This window comes from Pantoea sp. (assembly GCF_028283705.1).
Classification (GTDB): Bacteria; Pseudomonadota; Gammaproteobacteria; order Enterobacterales; family Enterobacteriaceae; genus Pantoea.
The window spans coordinates 161,505-184,198 of sequence record NZ_JAPWKD010000031.1 but is presented as its reverse complement, the minus strand read 5'-3'; the positions used below and the strand labels follow the sequence as shown (position 1 = coordinate 184,198).

21 protein-coding genes are annotated in these 22,694 nt (G+C 53.9%); 16 read left to right on the top strand and 5 right to left on the bottom strand.

Annotation, left to right across the window (positions count from 1 at the left end):
* Positions 1-28: 28 nt before the first annotated feature.
* From PW844_RS22765 to PW844_RS22740, 6 genes are all read left to right on the top strand, one after another.
* Positions 29-472 carry a hypothetical protein gene (locus PW844_RS22765; protein ID WP_299456660.1) on the top strand — a complete coding sequence of 148 codons (444 nt, stop codon included), beginning with the start codon at positions 29-31 and terminating at the stop codon, positions 470-472.
* 662 nt (positions 473-1,134) lie between these two features.
* Positions 1,135-2,235: an ABC transporter ATP-binding protein gene (locus PW844_RS22760; RefSeq protein ID WP_299456659.1), complete on the top strand. Its 1,101-nt coding sequence runs from the start codon at positions 1,135-1,137 to the stop codon at positions 2,233-2,235.
* Between the two features lie 27 nt (positions 2,236-2,262).
* On the top strand, positions 2,263-3,540 hold the full coding sequence (locus PW844_RS22755) for an ABC transporter substrate-binding protein (RefSeq protein ID WP_299456657.1): 1,278 nt from the start codon (positions 2,263-2,265) through the stop codon (positions 3,538-3,540).
* Positions 3,541-3,550: 10 nt separating this feature from the next.
* On the top strand, positions 3,551-4,462 hold the full coding sequence (locus PW844_RS22750; protein ID WP_299456655.1) for a carbohydrate ABC transporter permease: 912 nt from the start codon (positions 3,551-3,553) through the stop codon (positions 4,460-4,462).
* Positions 4,459-5,253, top strand: coding sequence for a carbohydrate ABC transporter permease (locus PW844_RS22745; RefSeq protein WP_299456653.1), 795 nt, complete (start codon positions 4,459-4,461; stop codon positions 5,251-5,253). Before PW844_RS22750 ends, PW844_RS22745 begins: the two co-directional genes overlap by 4 nt.
* Before the next feature lie 12 nt (positions 5,254-5,265).
* On the top strand, positions 5,266-6,162 hold the full coding sequence (locus PW844_RS22740) for a metallophosphoesterase (RefSeq protein WP_299456651.1): 897 nt from the start codon (positions 5,266-5,268) through the stop codon (positions 6,160-6,162).
* Here the strand turns inward: PW844_RS22740 and PW844_RS22735 are convergent.
* The 4 genes from PW844_RS22735 to PW844_RS22720 all read right to left on the bottom strand — a co-directional run bounded on the left by PW844_RS22735 (position 6,159) and on the right by PW844_RS22720 (position 10,051).
* A complete protein-coding gene (locus tag PW844_RS22735) occupies positions 6,159-6,935 on the bottom strand; it encodes a TraX family protein (RefSeq protein ID WP_299456649.1) in 777 nt (258 codons plus the stop codon). The two genes, PW844_RS22740 and PW844_RS22735, sit on opposite strands and share 4 nt — an antisense overlap.
* 177 nt (positions 6,936-7,112) lie before the next feature.
* Positions 7,113-7,514: an H-NS family nucleoid-associated regulatory protein gene (locus PW844_RS22730; RefSeq protein WP_299456646.1), complete on the bottom strand. Its 402-nt coding sequence runs from the start codon at positions 7,512-7,514 to the stop codon at positions 7,113-7,115.
* A gap of 600 nt (positions 7,515-8,114) precedes the next feature.
* The gene (gene otnK / locus PW844_RS22725) at positions 8,115-9,389 is read right to left on the bottom strand and encodes a 3-oxo-tetronate kinase (RefSeq protein WP_299456644.1); all 1,275 of its coding nucleotides are present in this window, start codon (positions 9,387-9,389) and stop codon (positions 8,115-8,117) included.
* Positions 9,383-10,051: an aspartate/glutamate racemase family protein gene (locus tag PW844_RS22720; RefSeq protein ID WP_299456642.1), complete on the bottom strand. Its 669-nt coding sequence runs from the start codon at positions 10,049-10,051 to the stop codon at positions 9,383-9,385. Before PW844_RS22720 ends, otnK begins: the two co-directional genes overlap by 7 nt.
* 198 nt (positions 10,052-10,249) lie before the next feature.
* On the opposite strand from PW844_RS22720, the gene PW844_RS22715 reads away from it, so the two are divergent.
* Both PW844_RS22715 and PW844_RS22710 read left to right on the top strand, forming a co-directional pair.
* On the top strand, positions 10,250-11,500 hold the full coding sequence (locus PW844_RS22715) for an alpha-hydroxy acid oxidase (RefSeq protein ID WP_299456640.1): 1,251 nt from the start codon (positions 10,250-10,252) through the stop codon (positions 11,498-11,500).
* Complete coding sequence (locus PW844_RS22710; RefSeq protein ID WP_299456638.1) at positions 11,497-12,192, top strand: substrate-binding domain-containing protein; 696 nt, start codon at positions 11,497-11,499, stop codon at positions 12,190-12,192. Before PW844_RS22715 ends, PW844_RS22710 begins: the two co-directional genes overlap by 4 nt.
* Here PW844_RS22710 and PW844_RS22705 read toward each other — a convergent pair.
* A complete protein-coding gene (locus PW844_RS22705) occupies positions 12,189-13,223 on the bottom strand; it encodes a LacI family DNA-binding transcriptional regulator (protein ID WP_299456636.1) in 1,035 nt (344 codons plus the stop codon). The two genes, PW844_RS22710 and PW844_RS22705, sit on opposite strands and share 4 nt — an antisense overlap.
* 265 nt (positions 13,224-13,488) lie before the next feature.
* Between PW844_RS22705 and PW844_RS22700 the strand changes: the two genes are divergently transcribed.
* The 8 genes from PW844_RS22700 to PW844_RS22665 all read left to right on the top strand — a co-directional run bounded on the left by PW844_RS22700 (position 13,489) and on the right by PW844_RS22665 (position 22,664).
* A complete protein-coding gene (locus PW844_RS22700) occupies positions 13,489-14,811 on the top strand; it encodes an MFS transporter (RefSeq protein WP_299456634.1) in 1,323 nt (440 codons plus the stop codon).
* Positions 14,808-15,446: an aldolase gene (locus PW844_RS22695; protein ID WP_299456632.1), complete on the top strand. Its 639-nt coding sequence runs from the start codon at positions 14,808-14,810 to the stop codon at positions 15,444-15,446. The genes PW844_RS22700 and PW844_RS22695 overlap by 4 nt, the downstream gene beginning before the upstream one ends.
* Before the next feature lie 45 nt (positions 15,447-15,491).
* The gene (locus PW844_RS22690; protein ID WP_299456630.1) at positions 15,492-16,643 is read left to right on the top strand and encodes a beta-propeller fold lactonase family protein; all 1,152 of its coding nucleotides are present in this window, start codon (positions 15,492-15,494) and stop codon (positions 16,641-16,643) included.
* A gap of 51 nt (positions 16,644-16,694) precedes the next feature.
* Entirely contained in the window at positions 16,695-17,402 is a 708-nt protein-coding gene (locus tag PW844_RS22685) for a hypothetical protein (protein WP_299456628.1), read from the top strand.
* A gap of 137 nt (positions 17,403-17,539) precedes the next feature.
* On the top strand, positions 17,540-18,946 hold the full coding sequence (locus PW844_RS22680) for a c-type cytochrome (protein WP_299456625.1): 1,407 nt from the start codon (positions 17,540-17,542) through the stop codon (positions 18,944-18,946).
* On the top strand, positions 18,936-19,460 hold the full coding sequence (locus PW844_RS22675) for a sugar dehydrogenase complex small subunit (RefSeq protein WP_299456623.1): 525 nt from the start codon (positions 18,936-18,938) through the stop codon (positions 19,458-19,460). The genes PW844_RS22680 and PW844_RS22675 overlap by 11 nt, the downstream gene beginning before the upstream one ends.
* Positions 19,457-21,094 carry a GMC family oxidoreductase gene (locus PW844_RS22670; protein WP_299456621.1) on the top strand — a complete coding sequence of 546 codons (1,638 nt, stop codon included), beginning with the start codon at positions 19,457-19,459 and terminating at the stop codon, positions 21,092-21,094. The genes PW844_RS22675 and PW844_RS22670 overlap by 4 nt, the downstream gene beginning before the upstream one ends.
* A gap of 148 nt (positions 21,095-21,242) precedes the next feature.
* Positions 21,243-22,664 (top strand): hypothetical protein, encoded by a 1,422-nt coding sequence (locus PW844_RS22665; protein WP_299456619.1) that lies wholly within the window; start codon positions 21,243-21,245, stop codon positions 22,662-22,664.
* Positions 22,665-22,694: the final 30 nt, after the last annotated feature.

Genomic DNA, 22,694 nt, shown 5'->3' with positions numbered 1-22,694 from the left:
AAGCAGTGATAACACAAAGGAAGTGATTATGGACAAAACGTTTATGCCCGCTCTGATATGGGGGACCGTTTGCTTTTTGCTGTTGTATTGCACGCTGCCTTCCGACTTCGCTCAATGGTGGCAGGTTCACCAGCAGTTCGGCGTTCCAATGCTGCAACTGCTGGCGAATAGTATGATTGCCGTCATTCCAGCGCTGATGCCGTTGGTGTGCTATGTGATATTAAGTGAACGGGTAAGCAGCAATAAAGGCGTTATCCTTGTCATCCCCGTGATGGCGTGGTTAATCGCCAAATTGGTGATTCTGGGAGTACTTTATTTTATTGCTGCGAAAACAGGTGATATGCCGCTGTATGCAGAGGGGTTTTTCAGCCTGGTGGGAAGAATTGTCACCCCACACTGGCTGATTAATGCACTGGCTTATATCCTGACCATTATGGCCAGCAGTTACGCCTTTTGGCGTGAGTGCCGGTGATAATGATGAACGCCCTGTCTCTGGCAGGGCGTTCATATTTTAACGTTCTACTCCGGGAAATGTCTGACCGGTACTGGCGTAATCCTGGGGCTGGAAATATTGTAGTGACGCCGTTTTAAAATACATTGTACACAGGGGATAACTTTTCTGAAATTATTCCTCGAAATACCTAACGCAATAACGAGCTGTTCATAACGTCCAATCAGAATCATATCCTCTTTATTTTCGCTATAAATACGGCAGGTAGCGTTATGGAGAATATGGTTATCATGAGTTTTAGATATGCTGATGTAGTATGTATTTTTCATTGTTATTATCTCTGAGGTATGGGGAAGTGGTAGGATGACTTAGGTATCCGGAAATGTGTAATTATTTTGTATGTTTTGTGATTGAATGCTTATTACGTTTTGTTACATGATTAACTAACATCATGAAAAGCGTGGGATCCCGTTTTTCGGTGAAACGCATTTTTCACACTATTGTTATACGAAATTTATATGAGTCAAAATTTATGATGGTTGAAGCGTTCAATCAGACAATTAATTTGTATTACCAGAAAGGGGCTGTTTGGTACTGCATCACTTAAACGTCATTCAACTTAAATAATTCCTTCATTATCCCCAGCTAACTTACCGCCATTCTGATTCCGGGCCAGAGGGCGCATGAGCTACCTTTCTCTTCATCACATCACCAAAGCCTGGGGCGAAAAAGTTGCCCTGAATGACATCAGTTTTACGGCTGAGGAAGGGACTTTTGTTGCGTTACTTGGGCCATCTGGTTGTGGCAAATCGACGTTGTTGCGGACCATCGCAGGTCTGGAAAACGCCGATCATGGCGAAATACATTGCCGCAATACCCTGATTACTCATTTGCCACCCTCACAGCGCAAGCTATCCATGGTATTCCAGTCCTACGCTTTGTTTCCGCATCTCAGCGTGCGGGAAAACCTGCTGTTTGGCCTGAAAGCGCGCGGCGAAGATAAACAGACGTTTGCCTCGCGACTGGCGGAAGTCAGTAAGCTGATGGAACTGGACAAACTGTTGGATCGCCAACCATCACAGCTTTCCGGCGGGCAGCAACAGCGCGTGGCGCTGGGCAGGGCGGTGATTGCCAATCATAGCTTGTGTCTGATGGATGAACCGCTTTCCAACCTTGACGCCAAACTGCGCCAGAGCATGCGCCGGGAAATCCGTGCACTCCAGAAGAAGCTGGGTCTGACAATGCTGTATGTGACGCACGATCAGACCGAAGCCATGAGCATGGCCGACAGCATCATTCTGCTCAACGACGGCTGTATTGAGCAGCACGCCACGCCCGATGATCTCTACAACAACCCCGCCAGTGTCTTCGCAGCGCAATTTATTGGTGCGCCGCCGATGAACATTTTGCCGCTGCAGCGGCGGGGCTGTAGCCATTACTTATCCCAGATGAACTGGCCGGTGCTGGATGATGATGAACCGGCCCTGAGTCTTGGCATCCGTGCTGAGGACATTCAACTTATCGACATCGCGCATGCTGCGCTCACCGCCCGGGTAATCAGTTACGAATATATGGGGGCGGATACCCTGTTGGTGTGTGCGCTGCCGGATATCAATGAGCCGTTAACCGTTAAAGTGCCGGGTATGAAACGCTTCGACGAAGGTAGCCGGGTCGGGCTGCAATGGTCAGCCTCGAAGCAATACCTGTTTTCCACCACCACGGGGAAGCGCTGCCCATCGGCTGAACAACAACTTTTCGCATCCGGAAAAAAATACGCTGTTTAATCTTCATCTTTTGATCAGGGAATAATCATGTCTGCTATCCGTCCTTTACGCCTGGCTTCTGCATTATTGCTGTGTACGGCTTCCACTGCCTTTGCCGCTGACGCGGTCAAACTGCAGATGTATTACCCGATTGCGGTCGGTGGCAAGGTCAGCCATACCGTGGATACGCTGGTGGCCGACTTTGAAAAAATTCATCCGGAAATCAGTATTCAGCCGGTTTATACCGGTGACTATGCCACGACGGTGACCAAAGCGCTGACGGCGTTTCGCGGTGGCAATGCACCGCAGATGGCGGTGATTGGTGATATCGAAGCCTATTCGCTGATAGATGCCGGTGCCATTGTGGCTGCCAGCGATCTGGCGAATGATGCAGAAGGGAAAAAATGGATCGACGGTTTCTACCCGGCCTTCCTGCGCCACATTGATGGTAAGGTCTGGGGTATCCCATTCCAGCGCTCCACGGTGGTGATGTACTGGAACAAGCAGGCATTCGAAAAAGCCGGTCTGGATGGCAACACGCCTCCTGCGACCTGGCAGCAGGTAGTCGATTTTGGTAAGAAGCTGGTGATCAAAGATAATAACGGTGTCAGCCAGTGGGGGATCGAGATCCCATCTACGCCAAACGGTTACTGGAACTTCCAGGGACTGTCAGCCACCAACGGTGGCCGTCTGGATAACGGAAAAGGCACGGCGGTGAACTTCAATACACCGGGCAATATCGAAACGCTGCAATGGCTGACCGACCTCGGCCAGAAAGAAGGCGTATCACCGAAGGGCGCTATTGCCTGGGGCACCACCCCACAGGACTTTATCAGTGGCAAAACCGCCATGATGGTCACCACCACCGGCAACCTGACCGGGGTGCGTGAAAACGCCAAATTCCCATTCGGTGTCGCGATGCTGCCGGAGAAAACTCAGCGCGGTAGCCCAACGGGTGGTGGCAACCTTTATGTGTTCAAAAATGCCTCCCCGGAACAGCAGAAAGCTGCCATGGAATTTATTCGCTGGGTTTCTGCTCCTGAGCAGGCCGCGCGCTGGAGTATTGCGACCGGTTACGTAGCCACCTCGCCAGCCGCCTGGGACACCACGGTGATGAAGGATTATGTGAAGGACGTTCCGCAGGCGCTGGTGGCGCGTGAGCAGCTGAAGTATGCCCAGCCTGAGTTGTCAACCTACAACAGCGTGCAGATTCAGGAAGCGCTCAACCATGCGATCGAAGCGGCTGTGACCCAGGCGAAGACCCCGGCAGAGGCGCTGGAGTCGGCGCAGAAGCAGGCCGACCGTCTGTTAAAATCGTACCAGTAAGCGCCCTATTATGAGCACGTTACTCACCATGGCACCGGCTACTCGCCCCAGATTCTGGTCGTTGCAGCTATATGGCTACCTGCTGATATTACCTGCGCTGGGTTTTTTGCTGTTGTTTACCCATTATCCAGCGCTGGCTACGGTGTGGGAGAGCGTGTTCAGTGCCGCGCGTAATGGCCATCCAGCTCGCTTTGTCGGGCTGGACAATTATGTCGCGCTGCTGGATGACGATGTGTTTATCCAGTCGCTGCTCAATAACCTGTTATATGCGGTGATCACCATTCCGCTGGCGGTGGTGCTGTCGCTGATGATGGCGCTGGCGGTGAATCGCCACCTGCGCGGTAATGCCATGGTGCGCGCCGCTTTCTTTATTCCTTCTCTGTTGCCGATGATTGCCATCGCCAATTTATGGCTGTTCTTTTATACGCCACAGCTCGGATTGCTGAATAAGCTGCTGGCGGTGTTTTCCCTGCCTGCGGTGAACTGGCTGGGCGAGCCGGGTAGCGCCCTGTATTGCCTGATGGCGGTATCGGTATGGCGCGAAGCCGGATTTTTTATGATTTTCTATCTCGCCGCATTGCAGCAAATCGACCCGCGACTGAGTGAAGCCGCTGAAATTGAGGGCGCATCGCGCGGGTACTTTTTCCGTCGTGTGCAGTGGCCGTTGCTGATGCCCACCACCTTGTTTGTGTTGATCAACGCATCAATGAACGCCTTCCGCATTGTGGACCAGGTGATCGCCATGACCAACGGCGGACCCGATAACAGCAGCAGCCTGTTGTTGTTCTATATCTACCGTACGGCTTTCAGTTACTGGGACATGCCTGCGGCGGCCGCGATGACGGTGGTACTGCTGGTGATCCTCGCCTCTATTGCGCTGATCAAATTCAACCTGCTGGATAAGCGAGCGCATTACCAATGAGATTACTCAACCTGGCGATTTGGCTGGCCGCGCTGCTGTGGTTTTTACCGATTCTGGTGGCCTTGTGGGTGGCAATCCATCCGGCGTCCGACCAGGGCAGTTTCAACCTGTTTTCACCGCTGACGCTGCAAAACTTCGTCAATGCCTGGCATGCCGCGCCTTTTGGTCGCTATTTTCTCAACACCATCCTGCTGGTGCTGATGATTGTGATTTGCCAGCTGGTGCTGGCGACAATGGCGGCTTACGCGCTGGTACGCTTCCGCCTGAAATATTCCGGCGTGCTGTTTGCTCTGATCCTGCTGCAACTGATGATAAGCCCGGATGTGCTGATCCTGAATAACTACAAAACCATCGGCGCGCTGGGCCTGCGCGACACGCTGACGGGCATTGCGTTGCCCTATTTTGCTTCGGCGTTTGCGATTTTCCTGCTGCGCCAGGCATTCAAAAGTATTCCACTGGTGCTGGAAGAGGCAGCGATTATCGAAGGGGCCAGCCGTTTCTATATCCTGCGCAAGATCTATATTCCGCTGGCGAAGCCGATTTATGTCGCGTTTGCGCTGGTGTCGATTAGCTTTCACTGGAATGATTTCCTCTGGCCGCTGGTCATTACCGATTCCGTCAATGTGCGGCCATTAACCGTGGGTCTGCAACTATTTTCCGCGCCTGAACAGGGTGTGCAATGGGCGCTGATTGGGGCCGCGACGCTGATGACCACCTTACCGTTGCTGATCCTTTTTTTGGTGTTCCAGCGCCAGTTTATCCAGTCCTTTATGCGCGCCGGTATTCGTTAAGGAGTGATACCCATGGCATTTCCTGTTCCCTTCACGCAGCAGCAGCGTGAATTATTGGGTGACGTCAGTCAGCTTTATCAACTGCCCGCCTTACGTCCGGCTATGCTGGATCCCACCCGGTTGCGTTTTGGTTTGATTGCCGATCCGCAGTATGCCGACGTGGATACGGACTGCGAAAATAACCTTTACTATCGTCACGCGTTGCACAAACTGCCAGGCGTGATTGATCAACTTAACCAACAGCCGCTGGATTTTGTGGTGACGCTGGGCGATTTGGTTGATCGTCATTGGGAAAGCTATGCCAGGTTGCTGCCGCTCTATCAGGCGCTGCAACACCCCCATGCGGTGGTAATAGGTAACCATGATGCCCAGACCATCATCGGACATCTCAAAGACGCCGCGGCGTTGCCGAAAAGTTATTACGCTTTCCGTCTCCAGGGCTGGCGCTTTGTGTTTTACGACGGTAATGACATCAGCTTTTATTGCCTGGGTGAGGAACGCCAGCAGGCCGAATTATGGCTGGCCGATTTAATGGCGCGTGAACAACCCCAGGCGCAGCCGTGGAATGGCGCAGTAGGCCGCCAGCAGTGGCAGTGGCTTGAACAACAATTGCAGGATGCGCAGGCCTGTGGCGAGCAGGTGGTGGTGTTTGGTCATTATCCTCTGGCACCGCATAAGAAACATATCCTTTGGAATGGTACCCAGCTGGCGCAGTTGTTCAGTGATTACGGCGTGCGCGCGTGTTTCGCCGGACATGATCATCGCGGTGGTTATGCCCGTAGCGGTAATACGGAATTTATCACCCTGAAGGGGATGCTGGATGGCCCTGATGCTGCACCTTTTGCGATAGTGGATATCACTGCGGAGTCATTGACGGTGACGGGGTACGGTGGCGAGATCAGCCGTTAAACGCGTACCGGCATCACCGCCAGCACGCCGAGCAGGGTAAGGTGTCCGGCATAAGCATGATAGAAGAAGCGCCGCGGCCAGAGTCGCGTGGCCGAGATATGCGGCAGGGCGGCCACTGCCGCGATAATCAGCAACGGCACCGCCAGCGTGGGTAGCAGATCATACATGAAGGTGTTTTCATAGCCGCTGCCCGGCGTATTCAGCCAGGCCAGCGCCGCCAGCACCAGCAATAAAAACAACCGGCTTTCTGCCACGGCACTGATGCAGCGGGCGGCCATACACAGCAGGCAAAATACCACACCGGGAATGCCGTAGCTTGCCGGTGTCAGTGGCCACGCCAGCATCAGCAGCACCGCCAGCCCGGCCATTGCGCCATTGACACCCCAGCGGGACGCCCAGCTCAGCATCTGCGTACAACCGGCATAGGCAAACAAAATATTCAGTGCCAGCCAGGATTGACCTTTCATCATAAACGCCAGCCAGAATAACGGCTGGGTTGCCATTGCCCATAACCAGAGACGTCTGGCGCGCTGACGCAGACGTACGGCGTCATCCGGCAGATTGGCGGCCCAGATAATGGTAAATAAAGGAAAGGCAATATGGCCGATGGCCGAGAGTAACGCGCTGCGACCATTTAATAAAATGGTGTTGATGTGATCAGCTAACATCGCTGCCAGGGCAATAGTTTTTATGATATCGGCCTGAAATGGGCTTAACGATTTAACCTGGTCAAAAGGTGAGGGGAACCTAAGAGAAGTAAGCAGCGCGTGCATGGGTGGTCACCGACTATTTATGTTTATACCGGTCATACTTCAATCTTTCGCTAACCGAAACATTACAATGTGCGCCAGCGCGAGTAAAGCAGGTAATAATCCTAATCAGCCAGGGAAAAAAGTAATGTGGGCTGGGCAGCCCACATTTTATCATTTGAGGATCGACGTGATCGGCAATTAGATCAGGAAGTCGTCCAGGGATTTACCACTTTCGATAGCGGCTTTAATCACCGCAGGGGTACGCCCCTGACCCGTCCAGTTTTTCTCCTGACCGTCTTCGTCAGTATATTTATACTTCGCTGGACGCGGCGCGCGTTTGCTACGGGTTTTACCCGCTGCCTGCAATGCACCTAATAATTCGTTCGGGTCGATACCGTCACCCAGCAGCAGGTCACGATACTTCGCCAGTTTTTCCGCTTTCTCACGTACGGCGGCTTCTTCTGCCTGGCTCTCATCGCGACGTTCAGTCACGATAATGGTGAGCTTCTCCAGCATTTCTTCCAGCTCGCTGAGCGGAAATTCACGCGCCTGGGCGCGCAGAGTACGAATGTTATTTAACGCCTTAAGTGAATCACTCATGGACTTCTCCCAAAAAAATCTGTGTCGTTGAACGAATAAAATGAGGTTATGTTAATTTATACAACGCAATTATAGGTAGAGACGCTATCCTTACATTTCTGTGCCGAGAGTACAACACAACCTCGCTGTAGAATAAAGTACGTTGAGTGTTAGTTTTAACTTTCTCTGCGAAACATCCTGTAAGTAGTGAGACAATTTTAATGCTAAGTTGATGTGAATTACAACGTTTCAACGGTTGCAGCACAAATTCATCATTTATTGTTGTGAGAAAGTTCAAACGTTGGCGAGGATCTTTAATGTCAGTTGTGTCAAAAAAGATCCTTTCTGTTTATTGTGATCGACAGAGAAGACGCGGGCTGGCGGGAAGTCTGGAGTAGTGATTTTAGTTAATGGTTTCGATAAATATTAAAAACAGTCTGAAATCATATGAGAAAAATCTATCTGCTGGCGGATTTAACGACTTAAGAAGTGCCATATAGACCTCTCAATTCAAGAAAGTTAAGGGCGACTCATGTCGCTTATCGGTTATTTTTGCGAGGGGTGTATAACAACGCTTTAAAGCCAAAAAACCCGGTGAGCGGGTTTTTTGTATGCTTGATCTCAAATCAACTCTTTCCCAGCCAGCCTGTCCAGCGCATGCTGGAAAAAACTCACCCGGCCAAAGTTGCCAGATTTTAGCGCCAGCGCCAGTGGTTTTTCTCCGCCGGAGAATAACGCCGGGACGCCAGGATCGATTTCAGCACCGACCCGCAGTTGGCCGAGATTAAGTGCGCTAACCACCGCGCCCGAGGTTTCGCCACCCCCCACCACCAGGCGTTGTATTCCGGTTGCATGAACCAGTTTTTTAGCGGTTTCACCAAACAGCTGATCCAGCGCAGCCGATATTGCGTGCTGACCATAGCGTTGCTGCGCGCTTTTGATGGTGTCGGGATCGCCGGAAGAATAAACCAGCGGGTATTTATCCAGGTTGGCACTTATAAAGGCCACCAGGTCATCCGGTCCCACGCTGCCCGCCATCACGGCATCAAGGGCGATTGGCAGCACCGCCCAATGGCGCTGATGCTCCGCTATCTGCCCGAGGGTGGCTCCTGAACAGCTGCCTACCAGAATCGCCCCCGGTCCCGGCAGAGAAGGGGGTTCCGTCTGGCCTCCCTGGGCTTTGCCCGCCTGAATAAAGTTATGAGGCAACGCGGTGGCGATACCGGAACCGCCACTGACCAGGCGTGACCCGGCGGCGGCGATACCGATCAGCGTTAAATCATGATCGGTGATCGCATCGGTCACCAGTAGCGCCGGATCGCCGTTATGCAGCGCCTGACGAATCGCTTCGCTACCCTGGACTACCTGCTGCCAGCTGATAAAACCTACCGGGGTTTTCGCCTGACGGGCCAGCACCCGGCGGATATCGGCATCGGTCATTGGGGTGAGGGGATGATGTTCCATGCCGGACTCATTCAGCAGGCGATCACGGACAAACAAATGCCCCTGATACAGGGTGCGGCCCATGGCCGGAAACGCCGGGCAGACAATCACGCGCGGCGCGTCCAGCCTGGCGGCCAGCGCATCCAGCACCGGACCGATATTTCCTTCATCGGTAGAATCAAAGGTGGAGCAATATTTAAACACGATCTGCTCGCAACCCTGATCCAGCAGCCAGTTGCAGGCGGCCAGTGACTGTTGCACCGCCTCTGCGGCGGGTAGCGAGCGAGATTTCAGCGCCACCACACCGACCTCAACATCCGGTGATGCCGGTTGTTGTTGCAGGCCAAGATATTGCGTGGTGCGCAGCCCGCCTTCACCCGGCAGACCTTTGGTGAAGGTCACGGCGATATCGCTGGCACCGGTAAAATCATCTGCAATCACCCCAATTAACATGATGCCGCTCCTGTTACCTGCAGCTTCATCTTATCGACCGCCGCATGGGGTGCCGTCAGTACCGGAACCGTAACCTGGCGGCGGACTGCTTCCGCCGCCTGCGAGGTGGAGAAGTGCGCCAGCATAATCACATCGCAATGGCTGAGCTGAGGAGCGGCGGCGGCCACCAGGCGGTTATGGCTGGCGACATCGCCTTTACGCAGCAGGTCGATGGCATCGGGTACCAGCACGCTCTCCAGTGTCGCCGTCGAGCCGATTAATGACGCGTAGTGGTCGAACTCCTGCGTCATGGTGCCGAGTGAAGGTCCGAACGTTGCCAGCATGCCAATGCGCTGACCCTGTTGCAGTGCGGCTTCAAACATCGCTTCGTTAGGTTTCAGCACCGGAACCGGCACGCTGGCCGCCAGGGCATCGATCGCCGGGCCGAATGCGGAACAGGTTACCAGAATCCCCTGTGCCTGCATGGCGTAGCCGTAGCGCCCGAGGGTGACGAAGCGATCGGTCAGGGCAGGTGACAACTGATCTTCTTTCGACCGGTCAAGGGTCAGGCCGTCATCAAGCAGATTCACCACTTCGGCTTCAGGCCAGTTATCTTTAAACGCGTTCTGCACCGGTGCCATGGCTACCGGTGTCGCGTGCAGTAAAACAATTCGTGTTGTCATCTTTTATTCCCGTCGCGGAAGAGTTGCGCTGAGGTGCTACAACACCATAACTTGCGCGACATGAAAATGTAAGGGCTTACAAAATTACTCGTAAGGTGACAGCGATCACATAAAAAAACTCAATTCCTGTCAGGATTAGCGTGGGATGCATTCACCTGAGTGCGCAATTTGAAATCGCTTACACGCTGAGAGCGCAATATGACAACACATGGAGAGACGACATCGTTAGATGCGGTGGTAACCCCACAGGCGCAGACCCGTCCGGCCAATACGGTGCCACGACCCTTCCGCGACCTGCTGGCACTGGAAGATTTCGAACGGCACGCGCGCAAGCGCTTACCGAATATGATTTATCAATACGTGGCGGGTGGGGTAGAAACCGGACGCGGTATCGCGGCCTGTTATGAGGCGTATCAGCAGTATGTTTTTGTGCCGCGCATGTTTCGTGACGTCTCGGGACGCGACCAAAGTGTCAGCCTGCTCGGCCATAACTGGTCCCATCCGTTTGGTGTTGCGCCGCTGGGTGGTGCCTCGTTTGTCAGCTATCGTGCCGATATCATGCTGGCCCGCGCTGCCCGCGCGATGAACGTGCCGATGATTCTCAGCGCATCGTCGCTGATCCCACTGGAAGATGTGATCGCTGAGAACCCCAATGCCTGGTTTCAGGCGTATCTGGCCGGAGATCAGCCACGTATTGATCGTCTGGTGGACCGCGTCGCACGCGCCGGTTACCAGACGCTGGTGGTCACCGGCGATACCCCAATGCTTGGCAATCGCGAGCACAACACCCGTAGCGGCTTCAGTATGCCGATCAAACTCACCCCAAAAGTGATGTGGCAGAGCGCGTTAAGCCCGCGCTGGCTGTTGGGCACCGTGGCCCAGACGTTTCTGCGCCATGGCGCACCGCATTTTGAAAATACCGATGCGGAACGTGGGCCACCGATGATGTCCAGCAAAGTGCGTAACACCAACGCCCGTGACAAACTGAGCTGGAAGCATGTCGAAGCGATCCGCAAAAAATGGCGCGGCAATCTGGTGATCAAAGGCTTGATGTCGCCGGACGATGCCTTTATCGCCCGCGACCTTGGTGCGGATGCGGTCATCCTCTCCAACCACGGTGGCCGCCAGCTCGATCATACCGTGCCGCCTCTGCACACCCTGGCGGAAATCGCCGCCGCCAAAGGGGATATGAAGGTGATTATCGACAGCGGTATCCGGCGTGGCACTGACGTGATGAAAGCTATGGCTCTCGGCGCGGATTTTGTCTTTCTTGGGCGCCCGTGGCTGTATGGCGCAGTGATTGGCGCACAGGCGGGTATTGAACATGGCATGCATATTCTGCGGGATGAAATTGATCGCGATATGGCGCTCATTGGCGTGACACGTCCGGATCAGCTGGACAAATCATTGCTGCGTCGCGCCCCGTTATTTGCCCGTGAGGAGGGATGATGGTGACTTTGCACATCTACAGTGCGTTGGCGCTGAGTGCGCCGTTCGAGCGCCTTGCCCGTTTATGGCAGGCAGCGTATCCGCAGATCGCGCTTCAGTTCCGCTGGCATCCGAGCACCGTGATTGAGCAGCAGATCAACGCCGGGCAGGCGGCGGATGTGGTGATCGCCACGGTGGAGACGCTGGACCGCTTAACCCAATCCGCACGGGCGGAAACGGCAAGCCGCATCGAGCTGGTGGATTCGCCGATCGGGCTGGCAGTGCTGGCGGGTGCGCCAAAACCGCCGATTCATGATACCCAGGCGCTGGTGCAATCGCTGCTGGCGGCACGTTCGGTGGCGTGGTCAGAAGCCGGGGCCAGCGGTATTTATTTTTCCGGCCTGCTGAAGACGCTGGGCATTGACGACGCGCTCCGCGCCACGGGCACAGTAATCCCGGCGGGCTTTACCGCCGAACAACTGGTGAACGGGAAGGCGGATGTGGCCGTGCAGCAAATCAGCGAGCTATTGATGGTGGAAGGGATTGAGATCGTCGGGCCGCTGCCAGCGGAGGTACAGCAACCTATCTCGCTGTCGGCGGCGCTGCTGGCTACGGTGCAACAGCGTGAGGCGGCAGAGATATTGCTGGCCTGGCTGAAAACACCGGCGGTGACGGATGTTTTCAGCCATTTTGGGCTGGTGAGCCGCAGTTAACGTTCCTGGCGGGGCACGGAGCCGCTGCTGCCCCGCACAATCAGTTCCGTTTGGATCAGCGTATGCCGTTGTGCCGGCTGATTATTCAGCGTTGCCAGCAGGTATTCAGCCGCGTGGGTGCCAATCGACGCCAGATCGACGCGCATGGTGGTCAGCGGATGTTCCAGATGCTCGGCGTATTCGTAATCGTTGAAACCAACGATGGAGATGTCGTTAGGAATACGCAGATAGCGCTCGCTGGCGGCGCGCATCGCACCAAAAGCCAGCAGATCGTTACCACAGATGATGGCGGTGGGCGGTTCCGGGCTGTCCAGCAGACGGAAAACCGCTTTGCGCGCATCGTTCATGCTGTAGGCGTTATCAATCAGATGGCTTTCCGGCAGGGTCAGGCCCTGTGCTGCCAGCGCTTTGCGCGTGCCGTACAGACGATCGGAGATACGATCGTTCGAAGGCGGCGTGCCGACAATCACCCCAAAGCGGGTATGTCCCAGCGCCAGCAAATGGCTGGCAATGGTCTGGGCGGCCCCCTCGCTGTCGTATCCTACGCAGGGTTTCTCGCTATCCTGGGAAAAAGTTTGCACGCAGGGCAGATCCTGCGCGTTGATGCGCTCCCATAACTTCGGATGATGGGTATGGCCCACCAGCATCAGGCCATCAATGCCGTATTCAATCAGTTTGTTAACTTCTTTCAGCTCGGTATCAGGGTCGAAATTGGAGTTGGCCAGCAGCAGCGTATAACCCGCGTCGTGGATTAACTGCTGAAACGCCGCCAGCGGGCGTGAGAAGGTTTCGGTGGCCAGCGTCGGCACCACGGCACCAATCGTCATGCTGCGGCGCGAAGCCAGCGTGCGTGCGGCGCGGTTAATCACATATCCCAGTTCTTCACACGCCTTTTCCACCGCCGCCCGGCTTTTGGCTTTGACGGTATCGCTGCCGTTCAGTACGCGTGATACGGTCGCGGTGGAGACGCCAGACAAGCGTGCGACATCCTCCAGCGAGACGCGTCCAGATCCATTCTGCTTTTCACTCATCAAGTCACTCCTGTTGAAACAGTGAGCTTGTCCACAAAATTCGCAGACAAACGCCCTGCAATTTTGAAAGCGCTTACTTTTGGCTTGACTCCATTTTGTAATCGCTTACTTTTTACCTCATGTTATCAGGTTGGGGTGGCCTGCTCACGTTTAATTAACGGTTTTATGACTTCTCACCCCATTTGGTAAACAAACAGCCTCTGATGACCGCCGTGCGGCAGCAGAACCTCTTGTTACTCATAAATAAATCATAAAGGAATTCACCATGCGCAGATATCCACGTATTCGCTGGCTGATGATCGTGTTCTGCTTTTTCGCCATCGCCATTAACTATATTGACCGTATCAACCTCGCGATCGCTGCGCCGCATATCAAAGCCGATCTCGGGCTGGATGATGTCAGCATGGGGCTGATCCTCGGAGCCTTTTTCTGGACTTACGCCCTGCTGCAAATCCCGGCGGGTCGCATTATCGACAAACTGGGTACCCGCGTCGGGCTGGCGCTGGCCGTGGGCTGGTGGTCGCTATTTACCGTGTTTACCGCCTTTGGTAAAGGTTTCACCTCGCTTTTTGCGGCTCGCCTGATGCTAGGTGTGGGCGAATCCGGTGGTTATCCGGGTTGCGCCAAGGTGGTCTACAACTGGTTTGCGAAGAAAGAACGTGCGACAGCCAGCGGCATTTTTGATGCGGGTCCGCGTGCGGGGAGTGCGCTGGCGTTGCCGCTGGTGGCCTGGCTGATCAGTACCTGGGACTGGGAAACCTCCTTTGTGGTCACCGGGGCGCTGGGTCTGGTGTGGGTGGTGATCTGGCTGGCGTTCTACCGTGAACCGGAGGATATGAAGGGGCTGAACGATGCTGAACGCCAGAACCTGCTGGAAGATCGCGCCGCACCGACAGTGAGCGCCAATGCCAGTGTGAAAATCGGCGCGCTGTTCCGCTACCGCACGGTGTGGGGCATGATGATTGGCTTCTTCTGCATGAACTTCGCCACCTATTTCTTTGTCACCTGGTTCCCGACTTATCTGACCATGGCACACGGCTTCTCGCTGAAAGAACTGGGTACGCTCGGCGCGATCCCGGCGCTAATGGGTATCCCCGGCAGCCTGTTAGGCGGCGTCGTGTCCGACTGGTTGTACCGCAAAGGCTTCAGCCTCACCACCGCACGCAAAACCTGCCTGATTGCCGGGATGCTGCTGTCGTCGGTGATTGCTTTCGCTGCCTTTACCGACAGCATCGCGGTGATCCTGACGCTGTTCTCGCTGACCTATGCCGGTCTGGCATTCACCGCCGCCAATATCTGGACCTTACCCGCCGATGTGGCACCGGCTTCCGGTTATGTGGCTACGCTCGGTGGTATCCAGAACTTCGCCGGTAATCTCGCCGGGATTGTCACGGCCTCCTTTACCGGCCTGATGCTGACCCTGAGCCACGGATCTTTCGTGGTGCCATTGCTGGTGGCGGGCGGCATCTGTTTGCTGGGTGCTGTTAACTTCATGTTTATCATGGGAAAAATCGAACCCCTCAAACTCACCCCTGCTGACGACGTTGATGTTGTGACAACCGCCAGCAAAAAAGGAGAGCTGTTATGAAAAGTGAAAATCAGATCCGTGAGGAGATTGTCCAGGTCGGTGCTGACCTGTTCAACCGTGGCTACACCACCGGAACGGCGGGTAACATCAGTGCGCGGCTGGAAGATGGCTGGCTGATCACCCCCACCGATGCCTGCCTTGGTCACCTGGAGCCTGCGCGCATTGCCAAAGTCAGTCTGGACGGTGAGTGGGTGTCCGGCGATAAGCCATCGAAAACCCTGCTGTTGCATCGTCAGATTTATGACCGCAATACCGAAGCGCAGGGGGTGGTGCATACCCATTCGACCCATCTGGTGCAGCTGACGCTGGCCGGGGTATGGCAGCGCGACAGCATTCTGCCGCCGCTGACGCCCTATCAGGTAATGAAAGTGGGGCGCATACCGCTCATCGGCTACCAGCGTCCCGGCCATCCGGCGGTGGCAGAGCAGGTGGCCGGACTGGCGAATGAGGTGCGCGGGGTGATGCTGGAACGCCTGGGGCCGGTTATCTGGGGTGCATCGGTTTCGGCCGCCAGCTTTGCTCTGGAGGAGCTGGAAGAAACCGCGCGCCTGTGGCTGAACTGCCTGGATAAACCCGCCGCGCTGGCCGATGCAGCAGTGCAGGAGCTGTGCGCGCACTTCAATACCCGCTGGTAACTCACGCTGTACCCTACAACGAGCAGACGATATAAAGAGAAGACGATGAAAAAAACGTTAATGGCGGCAGGTATGATGCTTTTTGCTACATCACTGATGGCACAGGAAACACCGAGCTACGTCTATGTCTCGAATGGTGACAGCGGCACCGTCACGGCGTATCAACTGGATAAGGCTCATCACCACCTGCAACCGATCGGCGAGTATCCGACCGGCCTGAAAAGTATGCTGATGGTGGTATCGCACGATAAAAAGACGCTGTATGTCTCGGTACGCAGCAAGCCTTATCACGTCTCGGCATGGCATATTGCTGCGGATGGCAAACTCAGCCATTTCGCCGATACGCCGCTGCCAGAAGCGATGGCTTATGTGGCGCTGGATAAAACTGGTCGCTTTTTGCTGTCGTCATCTTATGGTGGCGATCTGTTCAGCATCAACCGCATCGCGGCGGATGGTAAGGTGGAAAGTGCCCCGGTGCAGGTGGTGCACACCGGCAAACGTGCCCATGCAATCCAGACTGACCCCAGCAACCGCTTCCTGTTTGTACCTCTGTTAGGCGCGGATCAGCTGTTACAGTTCCGCTTTGACGCGGCCAGCGGCAAGGTCAGTGCGAATTCTCCCGCTTTTGTGAATATCCAGCGCGAAGCCGCCACCGGCCCACGCCATTTTGTCTTTGCGCCCCAGCGCGATCGGGCCGGACAGCAAAACATGTATCTGCTGACCGAGATGGCAGGTAATATCTCGCGCCTGACGCTGAATGATGACGGCACCATGACCGAGCATGAGGCCACGCCGTCACTCGATCCGGCCATCGCCCGCGATATGCAGCGCGGTGAGGCGCGCCCATTAACCGGTGACGACGATTTGCCCAAATCGGCAAAACCGCGCCTGTGGCAGGCAGATATCCATATCACCCCCGATGGCCGTTTCCTGTATTCCACCGAACGGACCAGCAGCCATATCACCGCATTTCGGGTATCGCCAGAAGATGGCCGACTGCAATTGATTAACAGCACGCAAACCGAAACTCAGCCGCGTGGCTTTGCTATTGATAATAGCGGTCACTATTTAATCGAATCCGGACAGAAGTCGGATAAGGTCGCGCTATATTCCATCGATCAGCAAAGCGGCAAGCTGTCTTTAATTGAGCGCGTTCCAACCGGTGCCGGTGCGAATTGGGTGACTATCGTCGAATAAATAAGTTATGTCCGGTTATTAATGTTCTCATGCGTTAAACAAGGAGTTCTTATGGCTAACATTCGTCCGGCGCTGCTGTGTGCGGCTTTATTTTCTGCTGCCTTCAGCACGGGAATGCCGACTTATGCGGCGGAACACGTCGTCGCTACCCATCTTGAACCACTGCATCACGTTATCCTGGAAAACAAATATGTCACCGTGATGCGCGTACTTATCCAGCCGGGACAAAGCACGTTATTTCATGAACAACACCTCGATTATGTCAATACACATATCGAGGGCAGCACGGTGAAAATCGAATACCCGGATAAACCGGCGAATAACACCGAAATGAAAAGCGGCAATGTCAAATTCGGTGCCCATCAGGGTAAATCCGAAACCGATAAAGTCACCAACACCGGGAATAACGTCAATCATCAGGTGGCGTTTGAGATCAATATTCCCGGACCACAACATTTTGGGGGCGCAACCCGTCCCGCCAGTGACGCTTTCCAACCGGTATTGGATAAACCCACGGTGAAAGGTTGGAAGGTGACGCTGAAACCCGGAGAAAGCACTGGCGAGTATGTGCAGCACGGCCCGGGCGTCAGGGTGTTCTTCACCGAAGGGCGGATACTGCTGGCCGATCATGCCCATCCCAACCGGGTTAAGGAACTCTGGGTTCATGCCGGCGATGCGTTTCTGACCTCACCCGGTAAAGTCGATATCACCGCAGCCAGCGATCAAAATATTGTGTTCAATGATTATGAGTTGTTGTAGTTTCGTTTAGGTTTGTTTCGATCGTGTATAAATAACGTAATCAAAAATCTGTTATTGTGTATCCCGGCAGGGAATACCTGTCGGGATGTGCGCATTATTTCAACTATTCTAATTATTATTTACCGGAAGCAATTAAAATGAAGGCAAGAAAGGTTAGACGGGGTTGTCTGCCTTTCGCGTTGAGCATTCTGCTGTCTGCCACATTTTCAGCCCATGCTGAAAATGCGACAGACTCTGCGGCGCTTATTGCGAAAGGCAAGTATCTGGCTATTGCAGCAGACTGTGGAGCCTGCCATACCGCACCCGATCATGGTGCAGAAATGGGTGGGGGATATATTATTTCCTCACCACTGGGGAATATCGTTTCCAGCAATATCACGCCATCAAAAATCGCAGGAATTGGTAATTATAGCGAGGCGGATTTTGCTAAGGCGGTAAGAGAAGGTGTTAATAAACAGGGGCAGAATCTTTATCCGGCGATGCCCTATACCTCCTATGCCAAAATTAGCGATGACGATATTCATGCGTTATATGCTTATTTTATGCACGGAGTGAAACCGGACGATAAGGTTCCTGCACAAACTGATTTGCCTTTCCCGTTTAATATTCGCGCCAGCATGATGGTGTGGAATTTATTGTTCGCTGATGACCAGCGTTTTACCCCGGATGCGGGTAAATCGGCGGCCGTCAATCGCGGTGATTATCTGGTGAATGCGCTGGCACACTGCGATACCTGCCATACGCCACGTAATGCGCTGATGGGGCAGAATAACGACAAGGCACTGTCTGGCGGTAGCCTCGGCAGCTGGTACGCACCGAATATCACCCCGGATCGTGAAGCGGGCATTGGTAACTGGAGCGATGCTGAAATCGCGCAATACCTGAAAACCGGTCATGTGGCAGGCAAAGCGCAGGCGGCAGGTCCGATGGCTGAAGCGATTGAGCATAGCCTGCAATATCTGTCGGATGATGATATCAACGCGATGGTGGCTTATCTGCGCCAGATCCCGGCTGTCAGCCAGCCTGGCCTTCCGGCACGCGATAACCAGGGTAAGCCGGCGGTCAATGAAGCTGCGCTGCGCGCCTTGCCAAACCCTGATCCGGGCTGGGCGGTGTATAGCAGCACCTGTGCCAACTGCCATCAGCCGGATGGTGCAGGCAACGCTGTCTATCCTTCACTGTTCCACAACACCGCCACTGGCGCACCGCAGGCCGATAACCTGATCGCCACCATTGTTTATGGCGTGCATCGCACGGTTAACGGCAAGCCGGTGGATATGCCGGGCTTTGGCCCGGAGGCCTACTTTACCGATCGTCTGACCGATCAGCAGATTGCCGATGTCAGCAATTACGTGCTGAAAAATTTTGGCAATGCGCAACTCAACGTTACACCTGAACAGGTGAAAACCATCCGTAACGGCGGCGAACCTCCGCTGATTGCCCGGCTGGCACAACCGCTGACCTGGGGTGGTGCCGTGGTTGTCCTGATCATTATTGTGCTGGCTGTTTCGATTTCGCGCAGGAGAAAACATCATGGCGCATAACATTTCGCTCTCAAGGCGTCGGTTGCTGCAGGGCATGGGTATTCTTTCACTGGGCGCGATGTGCAACACGATTTTCCCGGCACGCGGGCGGGCGGCAGAATTGATGGCCGACAATCCGTTCCTGGCAATTTCCAGCTTCCTGGTCAGTCGTCCGGTCAGCCCAATCCTCGGCCAGCGCTACTATGCCGCGCTGACAAAGCATGATGCACAATTCAGTCAAAAGCTGGATGCATTGCATACCCTGCTGCAACAGCAGCATTTTTCTCATGTTGACGACTTCCTTGCTGCGACCAGCCAGGATAATGCCGACTGGCAAACCGCGCGCACCATCATCTCCGCCTGGTATTCCGGAGTGGTGGGAGATGGCAGCGATCTGGAGCTGATCGCCTACGCCGATGCACTGATGTATCTGCCCACGCGTGACGTACTGGTGGTGCCGACCTACGGCGGCGGACCTTTTTTCTGGGCGGTAACAGAACCGGGTAAAGTGGCAACAGCAGGAGAACGCGCATGAGTGCACAAAATAAAGATGCCGATGTCATCATCATCGGCTCTGGCGTAATGGGCGGACTGATTGCCACCCAACTGGCGAAAGCGGGTAAATCGGTGATCATTCTTGAGGCCGGTCCCCGCGTCTCAAGGCAGGAAATTGTTGAGCGTTTTCGTAACTCGCCCTTCAAGATGTCGTTAACCAACATCAAATTGCAGGGCGTCGGCTCACCTTATCCGAATCCGCCGCATATCCCCTCCACCTACGGTGATTATCTGCAACAGATTGGGCCGGTGAAATATTCCACCAAATATCTGCGCGTGGTGGGCGGCACCACCTGGCACTTTGGGTCGGCGCTGTGGCGCATGATCCCCAATGATTTCAAACTCAACACGCTGTACGGTCGCGGACGTGACTGGCCGTTCGGCTATGACGAGCTGGAACCCTGGTACGGCAAAGCAGAACATGAGCTGGGTGTGTCCGGCATGGATGGCCAGGACGAAAGCGGTCAGGGTGGTAAAGCCTGGCCACCGCGTTCCACACCGTTCCCGATGCCCGGTCTGCCCACCAGTTATATGTTTGACCGGTTGACAGAAATGCTCGGCAAGGGCGGCTATAACCCCGTGCTGGAGCCGAACGGCCGCGCGACTAAGCCGTGGGGCAAACGCCCGATGTGCGCTGGTAACAACAACTGCAACCCGGTGTGTCCGATTGCCGCGAAGTACGACGGTTCGATGCATATCGATGAAGCGGAACGGCTGGGTGCGAAACTGCTGGATAACGCGGTGGTGTACCGTATCGAAGCCGGAGACGACGGTAAGATTACCGGTATCTGGTACAAAAAACCGGACGGTTCGGAACATCACTTAACCGCCGATTATTTTGTGCTGGCAGCCTACGGCATTGAATCACCGAAGCTGTTGCTGATGTCCACCTCGGAAAAATATCCCAACGGTATCGCCAACTCTTCCGATCAGGTAGGACGTAACCTGATGGGACATACCGGCATCAGTATGAATGTGATGATGTCGGAAGATGTGTGGCCAGGACAGGGACCGACCGAACTGCTGGTGTATCTGAATAATCGCGATGGGGCGTTCCGCAAGGATTTCCCCAGCTACAAGATCAAAGTGCGTAACACCGTGCCGACCGCCGATTACACCGCGTCGCTGATCGCTAAAGGGGTACTGGGGTCAAAACTCGATGAAGAGATTCGCCGCCAGTCGGCGCGCTCGCTGAACTTCGCCATCGATTTTGAAACGCTGCCGCTGCCGGAAAACCGTGTGACGCCGAGCAAAACCAAAAAGGATGCGATTGGTATTCCGTTACCGGAGATTTATTACAGTGTCACGGATTACTGGCATGCGGGTAAGGACGAGGGCATCAAGGATTTCCATAAGTTCGCCGAACTGCTGAACGCGGAAATTTTGTCGATCGATACCAAGTATCAGGATCGCCAGCACATTATGGGCACCACCATTATGGGCGACGATCCGAAAAACTCGGTAGTGGACAGCGATTGCCGTACCCATGACCATCCGAATATGTGGATTGCCGGGACCAGCGTGATGCCTTCAGCATCCTGTATGAACCCGACACTGACCGGTGCGGCACTGAGCCTGCGACTGGCGCAACATATGCTGAAAACCATGGCGTAAGGAGCAATAACCGTCGCGGTGCGATGTGGACTACATCGTGCCGCGACGACTCCTGATTTTACCCTGATAAAAGCAGGAATATTTAGCATGTCACGGAGGTAAGCAGTAAGGTTCCGGCAATGGATTTCCTAAAAATCAAGGAGCGACTATGCCGATAGAATCGATTGCGAAAGGTTCTTTGCTGGCGGTTATTGACCAGGTAGCGGAAGATGATTTCAGTTTCCCTGCCACCAGCGTTAAAAATGTCAATGATAAACCTTCCCTTTATACGAATTCACTTCAGCCGATAATGTCCCGGCTGGATATCGTTAAAGCAAAGTTCAATGATGACTCGGTGTTGTTTTTAAACTCAGCCACCCCGGTAAAATGCAATAATTTTGCCATGAATTTTATTGATGTATTTCTGGCAAATACACCTGATGTTGCACAGGTCATAAAATCGCTGAGTTTATCGACGCAAGATGCAGGATCCATTGCGAATAAAATATCTGAAAATACCCAGGAAAGAACATTAGCGATTCTTGCTTACGGACAGGAAAATCATCTGGTTGATTATCAGTTGTGGGGCGAATTTTTTTATTCGGAATTGCGTAAGATGCAGAGTGATAAGGTTTTTATTAAACCGTTCCTCATTTACTCTCGCCCGCATATGATTAAGGAAAATCTGCATGAATTCACCGTTGCGATACACCATACCATGGCGGCGGTGCTTTCCTGCCAGAAAGGCCTCTGCCAGATAGTGGTTTACGACCCGACGCACACCACCGGGTACTTTTCCACTGAGCTGGAGGAGACAGCAGAAATACGAAAATGCGATATTTTTTCCTTCATTAATAAAGGGGATAGCATCGAGTTTGTGACCGATGAACCGGGTAATACCTTGTCATACTTCACCGCTGTTCCAGGTCGCTGGGATGGGAGCCGCTTTTCACTTTTTCAGGAAAGAATAGATCAAAGGAATATCTGCAATACCTTCCTGACTGAAAAAACACAAATTCTACAACAGGAATTGTTTTATGCGGCCATCACGGGGTTGCCAGTTAAGAATTTCGTATTCTGTCTCAAACATGTCCCAGAAAATTCACGTGCCGAATTCCTGACCATAAAAGGTGAGGCGGGTAAAACTATCATCAATTTTCTGGCTGGCTTACCAGATAAAAATTGCCATCTGCTGACTAACTATTTCTCTTTTATAAAGGAAGCATTGAGGGCAGGTTTGCTGGATAAACAGGAGATGATTAAGCAACTCAGCGATAAAGTGGTTGAAGATGTGGGTTATGCCTGGTTTGAGGTAACGCTCTTTGGCCGTGCTTTTTTGCGACCCTACACGGGTAAAGTTGCAGAGGTTTTTGCTACTGAAGTTATCAGTTTGATTAAGGAGGACAGGTTAACGGAGGAAGAGGGAAAAACCATTCTGGACGATATGATCGTCATAAAAGAAAAAGAGGGCGGAGTGATGTCGGAATATGAGGGTTTTGAGTTCGCCAGACTTAGACATTATGTCCATGCCTGCGCAGCATGGGCAATGATTCAAAAGAATTTCCCTGCATGGGAAATGGGTGAGCAATAGCATTGCCCCGTCGCGGCGCTACAGACCCGA